A 16,177-nucleotide genomic window follows, 5' to 3' on the forward strand; every position below is an offset into this window, starting at 1 on the left:
GGCCTCTTCCCTAGACTGGACCCTTCCCCGCGAGAAGGAGACAGCATGACCGGAGACCTCACCAGCGGAGAACCCGCGACCGCTGACCCCGCCGTCCCAGACGCTGCGAGCGCACGGACAGCGAGGCCGCGCACCTACGATCAGCCCGCCGCGTATCAGTCGATGCCCTCAGGACCGCTGGACCCGGATCGCAGCTTCTATGACGCCGTGGCCTCCGCCGAGCGGACGCTGACCCGGGAGTTCGAGATCCCAGTCCGCTCCGGTCACGCCTGGGAGGTCAGTGCCGGGTCGATCGTGCGGATCAGCGCCATCGAGGGTCCGCAGGTCGGTGACCTGAACCTGTGGAACCTGCACAACCCGCGCGAACGGTTCTGGGCCGCCCGGACCCGGCAGCTGCAGCGCGCCTCGATGACCACCTATGACCGTTTCTGGTCCACACTCCCCCACCTGCGCCCGATGGCCACGGTGATCGGGGACTCCCTGGCCGAGCACCCCGACGCCGAGGTCATCCACGACCTGCTGGGCACCCGCTGTGACCCCTATGTCAATCGGATGCTCACCGGTGAGGACTTCGACTACCACTGCCACTCCAACCTCACCCGGGCCATCCACGGTCACGGCCTCACCGAGTACGACGTCCACGATGTGCTCAACGTGTTCCAGTTCGCAGGCCTCAATGAGAAGCGTGAGTACTTCATGGATGCCTGCCCCACCCAGCCCGGTGACTACTTCGAGTTCTTCGCCGAGATCGATCTGCTCTGCGCGCTCTCCACCTGCCCCGGGGGCGACCTCTCGGTGCACATGTGGGGACCCGATGCGGCGACCACCGAAGAGCAGCTCGAGCACTGTCACCCGCTGGGCGTGCAGGTCTTCGCCGTCGAGGAGGAGGCGCTCGGCGCCTGGAGGCCCCCGGAGACGGCGACGTACCGCGGCAGACGCGGGCGTCACGGGCTGGTGGCCACCCCACATCCCGGTCGAGGGTCCAGACTCCCCTGACACGTCGCCCTCGCTGCGGCGCCCCTCACCCGACGCACCTGACACGCAGACGGGCCCGCACCGATCTCAAGGGATCAGCACGGGCCCGTTCAGCTGCGCGCAGCTGTCTGCCGCTCGACGTCGGCTGCTTGAGTGCTACTTGACGTCCTCGTCCACCCAGTCGAACGTCCGGGTCACGGCCTTCTTCCAGAGACGCATCTGGCGATCACGCTCGGCGTCGTCCATCGACGGCAGCCAGCGCTTGTCCTCCGCCCAGTTGGTCGCCAGCTCATCGGTGTCGCTCCAGAAGCCCACCGCCAGGCCCGCCGCATAGGCCGCACCAAGCGCCGTGGTCTCGACCACCTTCGGCCGGATCACCGGGATCCCAAGGATGTCGGCCTGGAACTGCATCAGCGCATCGTTGGCCACCATCCCGCCGTCGACCCGCAGGTCCGCCATGTCGACCCCCGCGTCGGCGTTGGCCGCGTCGAGCACCTCGCGGGTCTGGAAGGCCGTGGCCTCCAGCGCGGCCCGGGCGATGTGGCCCTTGTTCACGAAGCGGGTGAGACCCACGATGACCCCGCGCGCCTCGCCCCGCCAGTAGGGAGCGAACAACCCGGAGAAGGCGGGCACCACGTAGACCCCGCCGTTGTCCTCCACCGACTTGGCCAGCTCCTCCACCTCGGGTGCCGTCTTGATGAACCCCAGGTTGTCGCGCAGCCACTGGATCAGCGATCCGGTCACGGCGATCGCGCCCTCCAGGGCGTAGACCGGCTTGGCGTCGCCCAGCTTGTAGCAGACGGTGGTGAGCAGCCCGTTCTTCGAGTGGACGATCTCCTCACCGGTGTTGACGATCAGGAAGTTGCCGGTGCCATAGGTGTTCTTCGCCCCGCCCTTCTCGAACGCGGCCTGACCGAACGTCGCGGCCTGCTGGTCACCGAGGATCCCGGCCACCGGCGTCTCGCGCAGCAGCTGAGCGGTGTGGACCGTGCCGTAGACCTCCGAGGAGGACTTGATCTCCGGCAGCATCGAGCGGGGCACCCCGAAGGCCTTCAGGAGCTCGTCATCCCATGAGAGGGTCTCAAGGTCCATGAACATGGTCCGTGAGGCGTTGGTGACATCGGTGATGTGCACGCCGCCCTCGGTGCCGCCGGTGAGGTGCCAGGTGATCCAGGAGTCGGTGTTCCCGAAGTAGAGGTCCCCGGCCTCGGCCCTGGCGCGGGCACCTTCGACGTTGTCCAGGATCCACTTCACCTTGGTGCCGGAGAAGTAGGTCGCCAGCGGCAGACCGACCTTCGTCTTGAAGCGCTCCACCCCGCCGTCGGCGGCGAGCTCGTCCACGATCGACTGGGTGCGAGTGTCCTGCCAGACGATCGCGTTGTAGACGGGCTCTCCGGTGTGCTTGTCCCACACCACCGTGGTCTCACGCTGGTTGGTGATGCCCACCGCGGCGATGTCGTGCCGGGTCAGGTTCACCTTCGAGAGTGCGTTGCCGATGACTTCCCTGGTGTTGTTCCAGATCTCCATCGGGTCGTGCTCGACCCAGCCCGCCTTGGGGAAGATCTGCTCGTGCTCCTTCTGACCCGAGGACACGATGTTCCCGCTGTGGTCAAAGATGATGGCTCGACTCGAGGTGGTGCCCTGGTCGATCGCGATGACGTACTTCGACATGTTGTTCTCCTCGTTGAGTGTGCAGTCGGTGAAAGTTCCGATTACGGGCAGCAGCCGAGCCGCCCGCGATGCTTCTGCGCTATCCGTTCACGACGGGAAGGGTGACCATCATGGCCAGCAGACCGCCCAGAGCACCGCCGATCAGGGGGCCGAGAATCGGAACCCAGGCGTAGGACCAGTCGCTTCCGCCCTTGCCCTTGATGGGCAGCAGCGCATGGACGATTCTGGGCCCAAGGTCACGAGTCGGGTTGATGGCGTAGCCCGTGGGCCCACCGAGGGAGGCGCCGATACCGACCACCAGCAGTGCCACCGCGAGGGGTCCGAGACCCGAAGGTGTACCCGCGAAGGCGATGATGACGAACACCAGCACGAAGGTGCCGATGATCTCGGTCATGAGGTTCCAGGGGGAGGACCTGATGGCTGGGCCGGTGGCGAAGACGGCCAGCTTGGCCCCTGGGTCAGGCTCCGCGTCGAAGTGCTTCTTATAAGAGAGGTAGCACAGGAAGGCTCCGATCATGGCGCCCAGCAGCTGCGCCGCGAAGTAGAGCACCACGTTGAGAGCCGACTTCTCGATGTCGGGGCCCAGCGTCTCGATGTCGCCGTTGACCAGCAGACCGACCGTGACGGCGGGGTTCAGATGCGCTCCGGAGAGCGCCGCGACGTAGACGCCGGCGAAGACGCCGAGCCCCCAGCCGAAGTTGATCATCAGAAATCCGCCGTTGTTGCCCTTGGTGCCTCGCAGGACGGCGTTGGCGACCACGCCACAACCGAGCAGCAGCAGCAGCATGGTGCCGAATGTCTCGGCGACGAAAGCTTCTAGAGACATCTTTGGCTCCTTTCGTTATTCATTTTTCAGGGGGTTCCCGTCGGGCTGCTGCCCGCCGGAGTCAGGCCACCAGATCCTTGAGCTCAACGGTGTGCCATTCACGCAGCACTCGTTGTGCGTCCTTGATCTCGGAGGCGATGGTCTCTGCGTCCCAGCCCAGCAGCGGCGCGAGGCTCTCACCCAGCTCGCTGAGCAGCTCGGCGGTGACGAGCCCGCGGAAGGCCAGGGAGGTGCGGCGGATCAGGACGTCGATCAGGTGGCCGATCTGCTCGTGCTCCACCATGTAGGCCAGCTCGCGCTGGCTCAGCTCAGGCGTCGAGTCGAGGTCCTTGTCCGCGCCGGCACGGAGGTGATCGATGACCTCCGCGGCACGGGTCCCGTACCGGGTCAGCAGCACTTCCACCCGCTCGGCGGAGAGGCCGTCTCGGGCGTGGGCCATGATCCAGGCCTTCTCTGCGGAGGGTGTCTTCGGGAAGTCGGCGCCGCCGCCGATGGCGAGCCCGGCGGTGCTGACCGTGCGGGGCTTGCCCAGGACTTCGAGCACATCATCGGTCAGGTGCTCGGAGAGCGCCCGGAAGGTGGTCCATTTCCCGCCGACCAGGCTGAGCGTGGTCACAGACTGTCCAGCGATCCGGTCCTCGCGCTTCTCGATGCGGTAGTCCCGCGAGACGAAGCCCGGCTGGGTCGCGTCGTGGCGGGGCAGCGGCCTGACGCCGGAGAAGCTGTAGACCACGTGCCCGGGCTCCACTGCGATCCGGGGGAACACCTGTCCGACCAGGTCGATGAAGTAGTCGACCTCCTCGGGGGTGCACACGGCGGGTTCGTTCACGTCGACGTCGATGTCAGTGGTGCCCACCAGCACTCGGTCCTCGATGGGGTAGATCAGCACGATGCGACCGTCGGTGTTCTCGAAGAACATCTCGCGACCCGCACAGGCGGCCAGCAGCTCGGGGTGATCGAGCACGATGTGGGAGCCCTTGGTGCCGCCCATGAAGGCGCTGGGCTCACCGAGGGACTCGTTGGTCCCATCGACCCAGGCCCCGGTGGCGTTGACGATCACGTCGGCGGTGAACGGGAACTCAGCTCCGGTGAGCTCGTCGCGGAGCAACACGGACTCCCCGCTGCGGCTCACCGCGCTGACGTAGTTCGTGGCCCGGACCTCCGGGTTGGCGTTGAGACCGTCACGCAGCACATCCAGGGTCATCCGCTCCGGGTTGTGCACCGAGGCGTCGAAGTAGGTGGCCGTGTAGCGCACGTCGGGACGCAGATCCGGGAGCTGCGCGAGGGATGCGCGGCGACCGGCGAAACGGTGCCGCGGGACCGCGCCGCCTGCGCGGGAGAACCAGTCATACATGGTCAGGCCCGCCTTGATCAGGAATGCTCCCCGTTCGCGAGGCTGCCCGTGCTGGCGGTGCGTGATGAACCGCAGCGGGGCGGCGAGGACCCCGGAGAAGGTGCTGAAGATGGGGATCGTGGTCTGAAGCGGCTTCACGTAGTGCGGGGCGGTCTTCAGCAGGCCATTGCGCTCGACCACCGATTCGCGGACCAGCCTGAACTCGCCGTTCTCCAGGTAGCGGATCCCACCGTGGATCATGTGCGAGGACGCCCCGGATGCTCCTTGGCAGTAGTCGCCGCGCTCCACGAGCGCCACGTCCACGCCCTGCAGCGCCAGGTCTCGGAAGGTGCCGACACCGTTGATTCCGCCGCCGATGATCAGCACCGAAGCCCGCGGGGTCTCTCGGAGCTGCCGAACCTCTGCTCTCTCAGCGGGGATCCGGGTGTCGCCATTGGTCGCCATTGTGTCGGCCATCACATTCTCCTCAGGGTGTCAGGTGCTACATCGGGGTCACCGTGCGTATAGGTACACTCTTGAAACTTCGGGACAAATAGTCAATGGTGGTGCACAGACGTGCAGAATCTACGGAAGGATTGATCATCAACACATCGCCAGGGGACGACAGATCTCAGCCCGCTGCACGTTCATCCACCGCCGAGTCCGCACGCTCCAGGAGCGGCGATGCCCTGCGCGCGGCGCAGATGTACTACCTTCAGGACCTGACGATGAACGCCATCGCACGGGAGCTCATGACCTCGCGGTCCACGGTCTCCCGCCTGCTCTCGATGGCGCGTGACACCGGTCTGGTCGAGATTCAGGTCAATAATCCGGCGCACCGGGCACCGTCTCTGGAGAACGAGATCCGGCGACGCTTCGGAGTGGACGCCCATGTCGTGCCGGTCTCGGATCTGGTCAGTGATTCAGAGTCGCTGGACCGGGTGGCGATCCAGGCGGCCCGGACCATAGGCCCCCTGGTCGATTCCAATGCGATCATCGGCGTGGCCTGGGGCTCCACGCTCAGCGCCGTGAGCCAGCACCTGAGCCGGAGGATCACCCACGACAGCACGATCGTGCAGCTCAACGGGGCCGGGAACACCCAGACCACGGGGATCGCCTATGCCAGTGAGATCCTGCGCCGATTCGGTCACGCCTATGGCGCCCGCGTCGAGCAGTTTCCGGTCCCGGCCTTCTTCGATCACGCCGACACCAAGACCGCGATGTGGGCCGAACGCAGCGTGCTGAGGATCCTCGAGCTCCAGCGACGCATGACCATGGCGATCTTCGGGGTCGGCTCGACCAACTCCGGGATCCCCAGCCACGTGTACTCGGGCGGGTACCTCGATGAGGCGGACCTGCGCGCGCTGGACGCGGAGCGGGTGGTCGGAGACGTGGCGACGATGTTCTTCCGCGCCGACGGCAGCCACCGTGACCTGCTGATCAATCAGCGCAGCACGGGACCGGACCTGGAGCTGCTGCGACAGGTGCCGCGGCGGATCTGCATCGTCTCGGGTGAGGCGAAGATCAGCGGCCTGCGCGGGGCCCTGGCTGCCGGGCTGCCCACTGATCTCATCCTCGATGAGGCCACGGCGCGATGGCTGGTCCAGGATGCGTCGCGCTGATCCCGCCGCTCGCGATCTGGACCTGCAGGGTCAGGACCTGAGGATCAGGCCTCGGGATAGTCGTAGAAGCCCTTGCCGGACTTCTGTCCCAGCTCGCCTCGGGCCACCATCTCGCGCATCAGCTGCGGCGGAGCGAAACGCTCGCCCAGCTGGGACTCCAGGTATTCAGCGATCCCCAGCCGCACGTCGAGGCCGACGATGTCGGTCAGCGCCAGCGGCCCGATCGGGAACTTGTAGCCGAGCACCATCGCGTTGTCGATGTCGGCCGGAGCGGCCACGCCTTCTTCGACCATCCGGATGGCTTCGAGCCCGATCGCCACTCCCAGCCGGGAGGAGGCGAAGCCGGGTGCGTCCTTGACCACCACGGGCGTCTTGCCCAGGGCCTCGACCCAGCGCGGGCTGAGCGCGGCGAGCTCTTCGCCGGTGCGCTCGGCGAGCACCACCTCCACCAGCTTCGAGGCCGGCACCGGATTGAAGAAGTGCAGCCCGCAGAACCGCTCGGGCCGCTGCAGGTGCTCCGCCAGCGCGGTGATGGACAGCGAGGAGGTGTTCGTGGCCAGCCAGGCCTCCGGGGTCAGCTGCGCCTCGGCCCGGCGCAGCGAATCGACCTTGAGCGCCATATCCTCGGGCACCGCTTCGACCACCAGGCCGCAGCGGGTGAACGCGGTGACATCGGCGGTGGCGGTGAGCCGGTCTGCCCAGCTCGCAAGCTCGCCGTCGATCTTCCCCCGGCTCAGCGAGGCCTGGAGATCCTTGGTGATCCGCGCGGCGGCGGTCTGGGCCGCTGCCTCTGAGACATCGACGACGACGACCTCTTCGGCTCCGGCGATGAGGAACGCGTGGGCGATCCCAGCCCCCATGCGGCCTCCGCCGAGCACTCCGACGGTGGCGGGGAAAGGCTGTGTCGCTGCGGTCGAGGTGCTCATCCGTGGTCTCCTGATGTCTGTGCTGGCTTGGGATCGGCCTTCGCCGCGGTCTTCTCTGCGTCCTTCGCCGCGGTCTTGGCCTCGCGGCGGTCCAGGAAGGCCTGCATGCGTTCGAACTTGGCCTCGGACTCGAACAGGATCGCCTGGGCGAGGTTGTCGACCTGCGGGTGGGCCTCGCGCGGCATGGAGAAGACCTGCTTGCTGATTCGCACCGCAAGCGGGTCCTGTCTGCCGATCCGGTCCGCCAGGGCGTGGGCGGCGTCGAGCAGCTCTGCGGCGGGGTGCACCGCGTTGAGCAGCCCGTGGTCCAGGGACTCTTGGGCGTCGAGGATGCGCCCGGCGAGCAGGATCTCCTTGGCGACGCCCTCACCGGTGAGCTCACGCAGCCGCCAGAGCGCCCCGGCGGCCGGGATGATGCCCAGCCCGGTCTCGGGCTGGCCGATCTTCACCGCAGGGGTGCCGAGCCGAAAGTCGGCGGCCCAGGCCAGTTCCGCGCCGCCGCCGAGGGCGTAGCCGTCCAGTGCGGCGATCACCGGCATGGGCAGCTTGGCCAGGCGTTCGAAGGCGGTGGAGTTGACTCCGCGCAGCGCGTCCGCGCGTCGTCGGTCTCTGAGCTGTCCGATGTCAGCCCCGGAGGCGAAGATGCCTTTGCCGCCGGACTCGGTGCCGGAGAGGATCAGCACCTTCGGGTGGTGCTCCAGGTGTGCGCAGACCGCGTGCAGCTCGGTGATCATGGTGGCGTCGATAGCGTTGCGGACCTCGGGGCGGTCCAGCTGGGCGTGCAGCCGGTCCGCGGACTCGGTGATCGTCAGCGTGCTGAAGTCCGCTGCGTCGAGCAGCGTGGGATCTGGTGCGCTCATGGGCTCAGGCCTTCTCCAGCAGCAGCGCGGCGCCCTGGCCGACGCCCACGCACATGGTGGCGAGCCCGCGGGCCACGCCTTCGTCCTCCATCCGCCGGGCCAGGGTCAGCACGATCCGGCAGCCGGAGGAGCCCAGCGGGTGGCCCAGCGCGATCGCTCCGCCGTCGGCGTTGACCATTCCGGGGTCCAGGCCGAGCCGGCGCATGCTGGCAAGGGACTGGGTGGCGAAGGCCTCGTTGAGCTCCACGGCGCCGAGGTCCGCGATCCCCCAGCCGGCGCGGTCCAGCGCCTTAGCCGTGGCCGGGACCGGGCCCATGCCCATGATCTCCGGCGCGAGTCCTGCGCTGGCACCGCCGGCGATGCGCGCCCGCGGGGTCAGCCCGTACTTCTCCACGGCGGCCTCGGAGGCGACGATCACCGCGGAGGCGCCGTCGTTGAGCGAGGAGGCGTTGCCCGCGGTGACCACGGAGCCGCCGGCGACCACGGGGCGAAGCCCGGCGAGGGTCTCGGCGGTGATCCCGCGTCGGGGGCCCTCGTCGGTGTCCACCACGGTGATCGCGCCCTTGCGTCCGGGGACCTCGACCGGGGTGATCTCCCGGGCCAGCCGGCCGGCGTCGATCGCGGCGAGCGCGCGGCGCTGGGACTCGACGGCGAAGGCGTCGGCGTCTTCACGGGTGACGCCTTCGACCCGGGCGACCTCCTCGGCGGTCTCGGGCATGGAGAAGGTGCGCTTCTCGATGGCCTGGAACTTGGGGTTGGGGAACCGCCAGCCGATGGAGGTGTCGACCACCTCTCCGGGCTTGCCGAAGGCGGTGGTGGGCTTGGCCATCACCCAGGGGGCGCGGGACATGGATTCGACTCCCCCGGCGACGACGATGTCGGCGGCTCCGGCGGCGATCATGTGCTGGGCCTGGGAGATCGCGCTCATCCCGGAGGCGCAGAGCCGGTTCACGGTGATGCCCGGAACGCTGTCCGGGAAGCCGGCGAGCAGCCACGCCATCCGCGCGACGTTGCGGTTCTCCTCCCCGGCGCCGTTGGCGTTGCCGAGGATGACCTCGTCGACGTGGGCCGGGTCGATGCCGGATTCCTCGACCACCTGGCGCACCACCAGGGCGGCGAGGTCATCGGGACGTACCGAGGACAGAGCGCCGCCGTAGCGGCCGACGGGAGTGCGGGTGCCGGAGACAAGATATACAGGGCTGATCGCCACGTCATGCGCCTTTCACAGGAATAACTGACCGATCGTTCACCTGTCACTCTTCCATGAGTGCACTGTGTGGTCAATCACAGCATGATCCCCGGCCGACCCCCACCCTGGTCCACAATGGGGAACATGAGCGAAATCATTGCAGGCATCACCATTCCCGACTCCACGATGGCGCGCGAGGCGACCGAGCTGGTCCGCGACGTGGCCGTCCCGCTGGTCTTCCACCACTCTCGCCGGGTCTACCTCTTCGGGTCGCTGCGCGGCGAGGAGCTGGGCACCAGCGCAGACCCGGAGCTGCTCTACATCGGCGCGATGTTCCACGATCTGGGGCTCACCGAGACCTACCGGCGGACCGACCAGCGATTCGAGATCGACGCCGCCGATGAGGCCCGCCGCTTCCTGCTCAGCCATGGCATCGCCGCGGAGGACGCGCAGAAGGTGTGGAACGGCATCGCGCTGCACACCACCCCGGAGATCCCGCTTCACATGGATCCGGAGGTCGCGCTGGTGACCCGTGGGGTCGAGCTCGACGTGCTGGGCCTGGGCTATGACGCGATCACCGATGAGCAGCGGGCCGCCGTCGTCGAGGCCCATCCCCGGCCGGACTTCAAGAATCAGATCCTCGCGGCGTTCACCGAGGGGCTCAAGGACCGCCCGGAGACCACCTTCGGCAACGTGAAGGCCGATGTGCTCGCCCATTTCATGCCCGGCTTCGAGCGCGGGGACTTCGTCGAGGTCATCCGCAGCTCGCCCTGGGCCGAGTGAGCGCCGGCTGATCCCAAGAAGGGGCCCGGAACGAGCACCGGGCTGAGGCTGAGCATCATCTGCCCGGCCTCAGCCCAGTGTCAGTCCCTGGTCGACCCAGTGTGCGCCTGGTCGATCCGGTGTGCGCGCCGCCCTACTGCAGCAGCGTCTTGTCGTCGACCACAGCACCCTTGAGCTTGCCGAACTCGGCGAGCAGGTCCTGCGGGGTCATCTGGGCCTTCTGCTCGGCGCCGACGTCGAGGATGATCCGGCCTTCGTGCATCATGATCAGCCGGTTGCCGACCTCGAGCGCCTGCACCATGTTGTGCGTGACCATCAGCGTGGTCAGACCTTTGTCCTCCACCACACTCCTGGTCAGCCGGGTGACGAGCTCCGCGCGCTGCGGGTCCAGGGCCGCGGTGTGCTCATCGAGCAGCAGCACGCGAGGGTCGGAGTACGTGGCCATGAGCAGGCTCAGCGCCTGGCGCTGTCCGCCGGAGAGCAGCCCGACCTTGGTCTTCAGCCGTCCTTCCAGGCCCAGCTCGAGCTGCTTCAGCGCCTCGGCGAAGCGATCGCGCTTCGACTTGGTCACCCCGCGGGAGAGCCCGCGCGGACGCCCGCGGCGGTCCGCCAGGGAGAGGTTCTCCTCGATGCTGAGGTTAGGGGCGGTGCCTGCCATCGGGTCCTGGAAGACCCGGCCGACCTGCGCGGCCCGCTGGTGCTCCTTGAGCCTGCTGACGTCGGTGCCGTCGAGGGAGACCACGCCGGTGTCCTGGTGGATGCGTCCGGCCACGGTGTTGAGCAGGGTGGACTTGCCCGCGCCGTTGGAGCCGATGACGGTGACGAAGTCACCCTCCTTGAGCTCCAGGTTCACGTCCACCAGCGCGCGGCGCTCGTTGACGGTGTTGGGGAAGAACGTCTTGGAGACTGAGGCGATGTTCAACATGTCAGGCTCCCTTCTCTGCCGAAGTCTTGGACAGGTGCGCATCTGAGGTGGTCAGCGGGGCGGCGGCGTCGGCCAGCGGCGAGGGGCCCTTGCGGCGCAGGCTCAGCTTCGAGAAGCCCTTCCACTGGGGCAGCAGCAGGGCCGCGACGACGAGCACCGCGGACATCAGCTTCATGTCGTTGGGGTTGAGTCCGACGTTGAGCGCGAGCTGGATCGCCAGGCGGTAGACCACGGCGCCGAGGATCACGGCGAGGGTGGCCTGGATGACGCTGCGGCTGCCGAAGATGGCCTGGCCGACGATCACCGAGGCCAGTCCGACCAGGATCAGACCGATGCCCATGCCGATGTCGGCGAATCCCTGGTGCTGGGCGACGACGGCGCCGGCGATGCCGACCAGCCCGTTGGAGAGCATGAGTCCGATGATCTTCTGCCGGTCGGTGCTGACCGCGAAGGAGCTGATCATCTGCTCGTTGTCACCGGTGGCGCGCAGGGCCAGCCCGTTGTCCGTCTGCAGGTACCAGTCCATGATCAGCTTGAAGATCAGCGCGACGGCGGCGAGCACGGCCACCGAGGTCCAGCCCACGCCGGTGAATCCGCGCATCATGGAGATGACGGTGTCCTGGCCCAGCAGGGGCACGTTCGCCCCGTCCATGATGCGCAGGTTGATCGAGTACAGCCCGATCATCGTGAGGATGCCTGCCAGCAGCCCGTTGATGTTGCCCTTGGTGTGCAGCAGGCCGGTGATCATCCCGGCGAGGCTGCCGACCACGAAGGCCGCGGCGGTGGCCAGGAACGGGTCCACCTCGTTGGTGATCAGGATCGCCGCCGTCGCCGCACCGGAGGTGAAGGACCCGTCGACGGTCAGGTCGGGGAAGTTAAGAATCCTGAAGGTCAGGTACACGCCCAGGGCCATGATCGCGTAGATCAGCCCGAGCTCGAATGCTGTGATCATGTGTCCTCATTTGTCGTCGCAGCCGGATCAACGGCCGTCGGCGGGTCCACGTCCACTCAGGCGACGGGCGCCGGTGCAGCCTGGTGCGGCTGTTCCGGCGCCCGGCCTGGTGGTCATCTGTCAGTCATAGCCGCCTGAGGCGGCCGTAGGGGGTCGAGTCGAGTCACCCGTGCGGGTCTACTCGTCCTCTTCCTCTTCTGTGTCCTCGTCTTCTGCGTCCTCGTCACCCTCGGCCTCGTCGGCCTCAGCGGGGTCCTCGGCTTCGACGTCCTCGCCGACGACGACGTCGGCGCGGTCAAGCAGCTCCTGGTCCAGCTCGACGCCCATGGCCTCGGCTGCCTCAGGGTTGACGATGAGCTCCAGAGTCTCCTGAGTCTCCACCGCCATGGTTGCCGGGTCCTCACCGTCTTCGAGGATCCGCAGCGCCATCTCGCCGGCCTGGCGGCCGAGGGCGGCGTAGTTGATGCCGTAGGTGGCCACCGAGCCGCGGATGACCGAGTCACCCTCGGAGGCGATCACCGGGATGCTGTTCTGCTGTCCGTACTGCAGCACGGACTCCAGCGCCGAGACGACAGCGTTGTCGGTCGGGACCCAGATCGCGTCGACGTTGAGCGACTCCACACCCTGCTGGACCTCGGAGGAGTTCGAGACGGTCGCCTCCTGGATCTCCAGGCCGAGCTCGTCGGCGGCCTCCTGGGCGAGCTCCACCTGCACGGCGGAGTTCGTCTCGCCGGAGGAGTAGACGATCCCCACGGTCTCGACGTCGGGTGCGATCTCCTGGAGCAGCTCGAACTGCTCCATCACCGGGTTCAGGTCTGAGGCGCCGGTGATGTTGCCGCCGGGCTCTTCCCAGGAATCCACCAGGCCGGCTTCTTCGGGGTCGGTGACCGCGGAGAACACGATCGGCTTGTCGGTGATCGCCTGGGCCGCGGCCTGAGAGGTCGGGGTGGCGATCGCATGGATCAGGTCCATGTCCGAAGTGGCGAAGGTGCCGGCGATGTTGCTGGCGGTGGCCTGCTCGCCCTGGGCGTTCTGCTCATCCCATTCCACCTCGGCGCCGGCGTCCTCGAAGGCCGCCTTGAAGCCGTCGCGCGCCTCGTCGAGGGACGGGTGGGCGACGATCTGGGTGATGCCGATCGAGTAGCTGCCGGCTTCTTCGCCGGCCTCGCCCTCGGTGTCTTCGCCCTCGGTGTCCCCGCCGCAGGCGGTGAGCATCAGTGCCGTGGCGGCAACCGCCGCGGAGAGCCTCATGGTTGTGCTGCGTGATCGCATAGTTGCTCCTCATCTTGGTGCGTCATTCACCGGTGGGGTTCACCGGTGTGATGCTGTGCGTGATTCAGGTGCTGCTGGTGCTGCTGGTGCTGCGAGTGATCACCGCGTCTCCGCGGTGTGGAACAGAGATTATCCGCTCCAGGTTGATAAGTCAGCAGGTCAGCGCGATCCCGGCATGACCGAGAATTCCTCGCGCTCGCTGTCGTCGTTGAGATTGATCCCCTGGAGCTTCTTCGGAACCATCGAGACGGCGATGAAGGAGATGATCGCCAGGATCGCGATGTAGAGGCCGATCAGCCAGGACTGTCCGGTGGTGTTCAGGATCGTCTGCGCGATGGTGGCCGCGAAGGCGCCGCCGATGATCGAGCCCAGGGCGTAGCCGATCGACACCCCGGAGAAGCGGATGTTGACCGGGAACATCTCGGCGTAGAGCGCCGACTGCGGACCGTAGGACGGGCCGAGACCGATGGTCAGGATGAAGATCGCCAGGGCGAAGAGCGGCAGCGATGCGGTGTCGAGCAGGAACCACATCGGGATCGCCCAGACGATGATGATGCCGTAGCCGATCTGGAAGGTCTTGACGCGTCCGATGCGGTCGGAGATCCAACCGCCGAAGAGCGTGAAGATGAACCAGCCGACGCCGCCGATCAGCGAGGCGATCAGAGTGTCGTTGCGATCCATGCCCAGCGTGTTCACGCCGTACGCGGCGAAGAAGGCGATCACCAGATAGCCCGCGGCGTTGTTCGCGGCGAAGATCAGCGCGGCAAGGAAGGTGTACTTCTTGTGCGTGGTCACCAGCTCCTTGAGCGGGGCCGAAGATTCCTTCTTGCGCTCCTTCATCTCCAGGAAGACCGGGGACTCGTCGACCTTCAGCCGGATGAGGAAGCCCACGATGATCAGCACGAAGGAGAAGAGGAACGGCACGCGCCAGCCCCACTCGAGGAACTGCTCCTCGGTGGTCATGGCGTTGAGCGCGAACATGAATCCGGTGGCCAGCAGCATGCCCAGCGGGACGCCGATCTGCGGGTATGCGCCGAAGAGTCCGCGCTTGTGCCGGGGGGCGTGTTCGACGGCGAGCAGTGCCGCGCCGCCCCATTCGCCGCCGGCCGAGAGGCCCTGCAGCACGCGAAGCACGATGAGCAGGACCGGCGCCAAGATGCCCCAGCTCGCATAGGTGGGCAGCAGACCGATGAGCACGGTGGCTCCGCCCATGCCCATCAACGTGATGACCAGGACCACCTTGCGGCCGTACCTATCACCGACCATGCCGGCAAGGATCGCGCCGAGCGGGCGGAAGAGGAAGGAGATGCCGACCGAGGCCCAGGCGACGATCTGCGCCAGCGCGGCGTTGTCCTCGCCGAGCGGCTCGAAGTACAGCACCGCCAGCACGAAGCCAGCGGCCTGCGCATAGATGAAGAAGTCGTACCACTCGATGGTGGTGCCGACGAGGGTTCCCGCAAGGACCTTCTTCTCTTCACGAGTCAGGTCATGCCCCTCGCTGCTGAGATAGGTGGTCTGGCTCATATCTGCTCCAAAGGCTGAACACGTCAGGTGACGCACGAGTGATTCCTGGGTTATGCCTGTGACTCAGGTCACTGGCATGAGCGCTAATGTACCAGAATTAATGACCGAACGGTTGGTCAGTGGGGTGATCAGTGCGAACGTCGTCCGTTACAGTGAAATCACCGTCTCCTCGCGCCAGGGTGCGGCGATGCAGCACCCGGCCCCTCACGAGAGATCCGTTCCCAGGACCATGTCCCAGCCACTGACTGACACCTCCCCTCGCATGCGGTGGATGGATCTGCTGCGCGGCGTCGCCGTGCTGCTGGTGGTGGTGCTCCACGGGTCCGACATTCCTCGGGCCAACGGGCTCGGCGTGGATCAGTGGATCCAGCTGAACCTCTACCTCGAGCCGTTCCGGATGCCGCTGCTGATGTTCCTCTCTGGAACCCTGCTGCCGCGCTCGCTGACAAAATCCTCAGCCGCCTACCTCTGGGGGAAGTTCGCCGGCATCATCTGGCCGCTGATGATCTGGCTGGTCGGATTCGGCGTGCTGATCTACCGCGGCGGGCCCGGCAGGCTGCAGTACTGGCTGACGGGTGACTATCTCTGGTTCCTGATGGCGCTGACGCTCTGCTACATCTTCGGGATGCTGCTCAAGCCGCTGGTGTCCCGGCCGCAGCTGCTGAGTGGACTGGCCGTCGTCGTGTTCGTGGTCATGGTCGTCACCCGGCATTTCACCGAGGTGGACAACTCGCTGGTCACCCGCACGCTCTATTACGGGGCCTTCTTCTTCCTCGGTGCGGCCTGCGCGCGGATCCTGCAGCGCTGGGCCACCGCACCCTGGCTGCTGATCGCGGCGCTCGGCGTGGTGATGGCCCTGCTGGCCCATCACGGGCTGGAGAGCCGGGAGTTCCGGGCGGGCAGCCTCTATGCGGCCCCCACCGCCGTGATCGGCATCGCGGTCATCCTATGGGTGGCGCCGCGAATACCCGCCGGCAAGGTCAACAGCTTTCTCCAATGGGTCGGACGCAACTCCATCGTGGTCTACGTCTGTCACTTCCCGATCATCATCCTGATCCACCGCGGACTCAGCGAGGTCGGCGTGGACCCGGTGCTCCATGTCGCGATCAGCACGGTGGGCGGGCTGCTGCTGAGCCTGGTCGTGGTGTGGCTGCGGCCATGGACCAGCTGGCTCTACATCGTCCCGGGCAATCAGCGAGTGACCGCCCGCCTCGCCGCTCGGAAGCGCGATCCCGACGCTCGCGCAGGGCTCGCTGGGGGCGGCGTGCCGGACCTCGGCTCAGATCAGGACTCCGACCGCATGCGCATGTCCTAGCAAG

At 67.0% G+C, this 16,177-nt stretch carries 14 protein-coding genes; 4 read left to right on the top strand and 10 right to left on the bottom strand.

Annotated features, from left to right (window positions below):
• Nucleotides 1-45: 45 nt before the first annotated feature.
• A complete protein-coding gene (locus LTH93_RS04555) occupies nt 46-996 on the top strand; it encodes an urea carboxylase-associated family protein (RefSeq protein WP_241470211.1) in 951 nt (316 codons plus the stop codon).
• Nucleotides 997-1,131: 135 nt separating this feature from the next.
• Here LTH93_RS04555 and glpK read toward each other — a convergent pair whose 3' ends face one another.
• From glpK to LTH93_RS04570, 3 genes are all read right to left on the bottom strand, one after another.
• Nucleotides 1,132-2,646 carry a glycerol kinase GlpK gene (glpK, locus tag LTH93_RS04560; RefSeq protein WP_241463763.1) on the bottom strand — a complete coding sequence of 505 codons (1,515 nt, stop codon included), beginning with the start codon at nt 2,644-2,646 and terminating at the stop codon, nt 1,132-1,134.
• 79 nt (nt 2,647-2,725) lie between these two features.
• Entirely contained in the window at nt 2,726-3,472 is a 747-nt protein-coding gene (locus LTH93_RS04565; protein ID WP_241463762.1) for an MIP/aquaporin family protein, read from the bottom strand.
• Between the two features lie 61 nt (nt 3,473-3,533).
• Nucleotides 3,534-5,282, bottom strand: coding sequence for a glycerol-3-phosphate dehydrogenase/oxidase (locus LTH93_RS04570; protein WP_370642668.1), 1,749 nt, complete (start codon nt 5,280-5,282; stop codon nt 3,534-3,536).
• Nucleotides 5,283-5,509: 227 nt separating this feature from the next.
• Here LTH93_RS04570 and LTH93_RS04575 point away from each other — a divergent pair, with 227 nt between their 5' ends.
• The gene (locus LTH93_RS04575) at nt 5,510-6,427 is read left to right on the top strand and encodes a sugar-binding transcriptional regulator (protein ID WP_241464422.1); all 918 of its coding nucleotides are present in this window, start codon (nt 5,510-5,512) and stop codon (nt 6,425-6,427) included.
• A gap of 44 nt (nt 6,428-6,471) precedes the next feature.
• Here the strand turns inward: LTH93_RS04575 and LTH93_RS04580 are convergent, their stop codons facing one another.
• The 3 genes from LTH93_RS04580 to LTH93_RS04590 are packed head-to-tail and all read right to left on the bottom strand — an operon-like array spanning nt 6,472 to nt 9,423.
• A complete protein-coding gene (locus LTH93_RS04580; protein ID WP_241463761.1) occupies nt 6,472-7,353 on the bottom strand; it encodes a 3-hydroxyacyl-CoA dehydrogenase family protein in 882 nt (293 codons plus the stop codon).
• On the bottom strand, nt 7,350-8,213 hold the full coding sequence (locus LTH93_RS04585; RefSeq protein WP_241463760.1) for an enoyl-CoA hydratase/isomerase family protein: 864 nt from the start codon (nt 8,211-8,213) through the stop codon (nt 7,350-7,352). Before LTH93_RS04585 ends, LTH93_RS04580 begins: the two co-directional genes overlap by 4 nt.
• A gap of 4 nt (nt 8,214-8,217) precedes the next feature.
• The gene (locus tag LTH93_RS04590; protein ID WP_370642669.1) at nt 8,218-9,423 is read right to left on the bottom strand and encodes a thiolase family protein; all 1,206 of its coding nucleotides are present in this window, start codon (nt 9,421-9,423) and stop codon (nt 8,218-8,220) included.
• A 123-nt stretch (nt 9,424-9,546) separates the two neighbouring features.
• On the opposite strand from LTH93_RS04590, the gene LTH93_RS04595 reads away from it, so the two are divergent.
• The gene (locus LTH93_RS04595) at nt 9,547-10,185 is read left to right on the top strand and encodes an HD domain-containing protein (RefSeq protein WP_241470212.1); all 639 of its coding nucleotides are present in this window, start codon (nt 9,547-9,549) and stop codon (nt 10,183-10,185) included.
• A gap of 133 nt (nt 10,186-10,318) precedes the next feature.
• Here the strand turns inward: LTH93_RS04595 and LTH93_RS04600 are convergent, their stop codons facing one another.
• The 4 genes from LTH93_RS04600 to LTH93_RS04615 all read right to left on the bottom strand — a co-directional run bounded on the left by LTH93_RS04600 (nt 10,319) and on the right by LTH93_RS04615 (nt 14,858).
• Complete coding sequence (locus LTH93_RS04600) at nt 10,319-11,110, bottom strand: ABC transporter ATP-binding protein (protein WP_241463758.1); 792 nt, start codon at nt 11,108-11,110, stop codon at nt 10,319-10,321.
• Nucleotide 11,111: 1 nt separating this feature from the next.
• Nucleotides 11,112-12,062: an ABC transporter permease gene (locus LTH93_RS04605; RefSeq protein WP_241463757.1), complete on the bottom strand. Its 951-nt coding sequence runs from the start codon at nt 12,060-12,062 to the stop codon at nt 11,112-11,114.
• Nucleotides 12,063-12,239: 177 nt separating this feature from the next.
• A complete protein-coding gene (locus LTH93_RS04610) occupies nt 12,240-13,334 on the bottom strand; it encodes an ABC transporter substrate-binding protein (RefSeq protein WP_241463756.1) in 1,095 nt (364 codons plus the stop codon).
• Between the two features lie 159 nt (nt 13,335-13,493).
• A complete protein-coding gene (locus LTH93_RS04615) occupies nt 13,494-14,858 on the bottom strand; it encodes an MFS transporter (RefSeq protein ID WP_241463754.1) in 1,365 nt (454 codons plus the stop codon).
• A gap of 271 nt (nt 14,859-15,129) precedes the next feature.
• Here LTH93_RS04615 and LTH93_RS04620 point away from each other — a divergent pair, with 271 nt between their 5' ends.
• Nucleotides 15,130-16,173: an acyltransferase family protein gene (locus LTH93_RS04620; protein ID WP_241470213.1), complete on the top strand. Its 1,044-nt coding sequence runs from the start codon at nt 15,130-15,132 to the stop codon at nt 16,171-16,173.
• Nucleotides 16,174-16,177 lie beyond the last annotated feature (4 nt).

Source organism: Nesterenkonia sp. DZ6, assembly GCF_022565835.1.
Taxonomy (GTDB): domain Bacteria; phylum Actinomycetota; class Actinomycetes; order Actinomycetales; family Micrococcaceae; genus Nesterenkonia.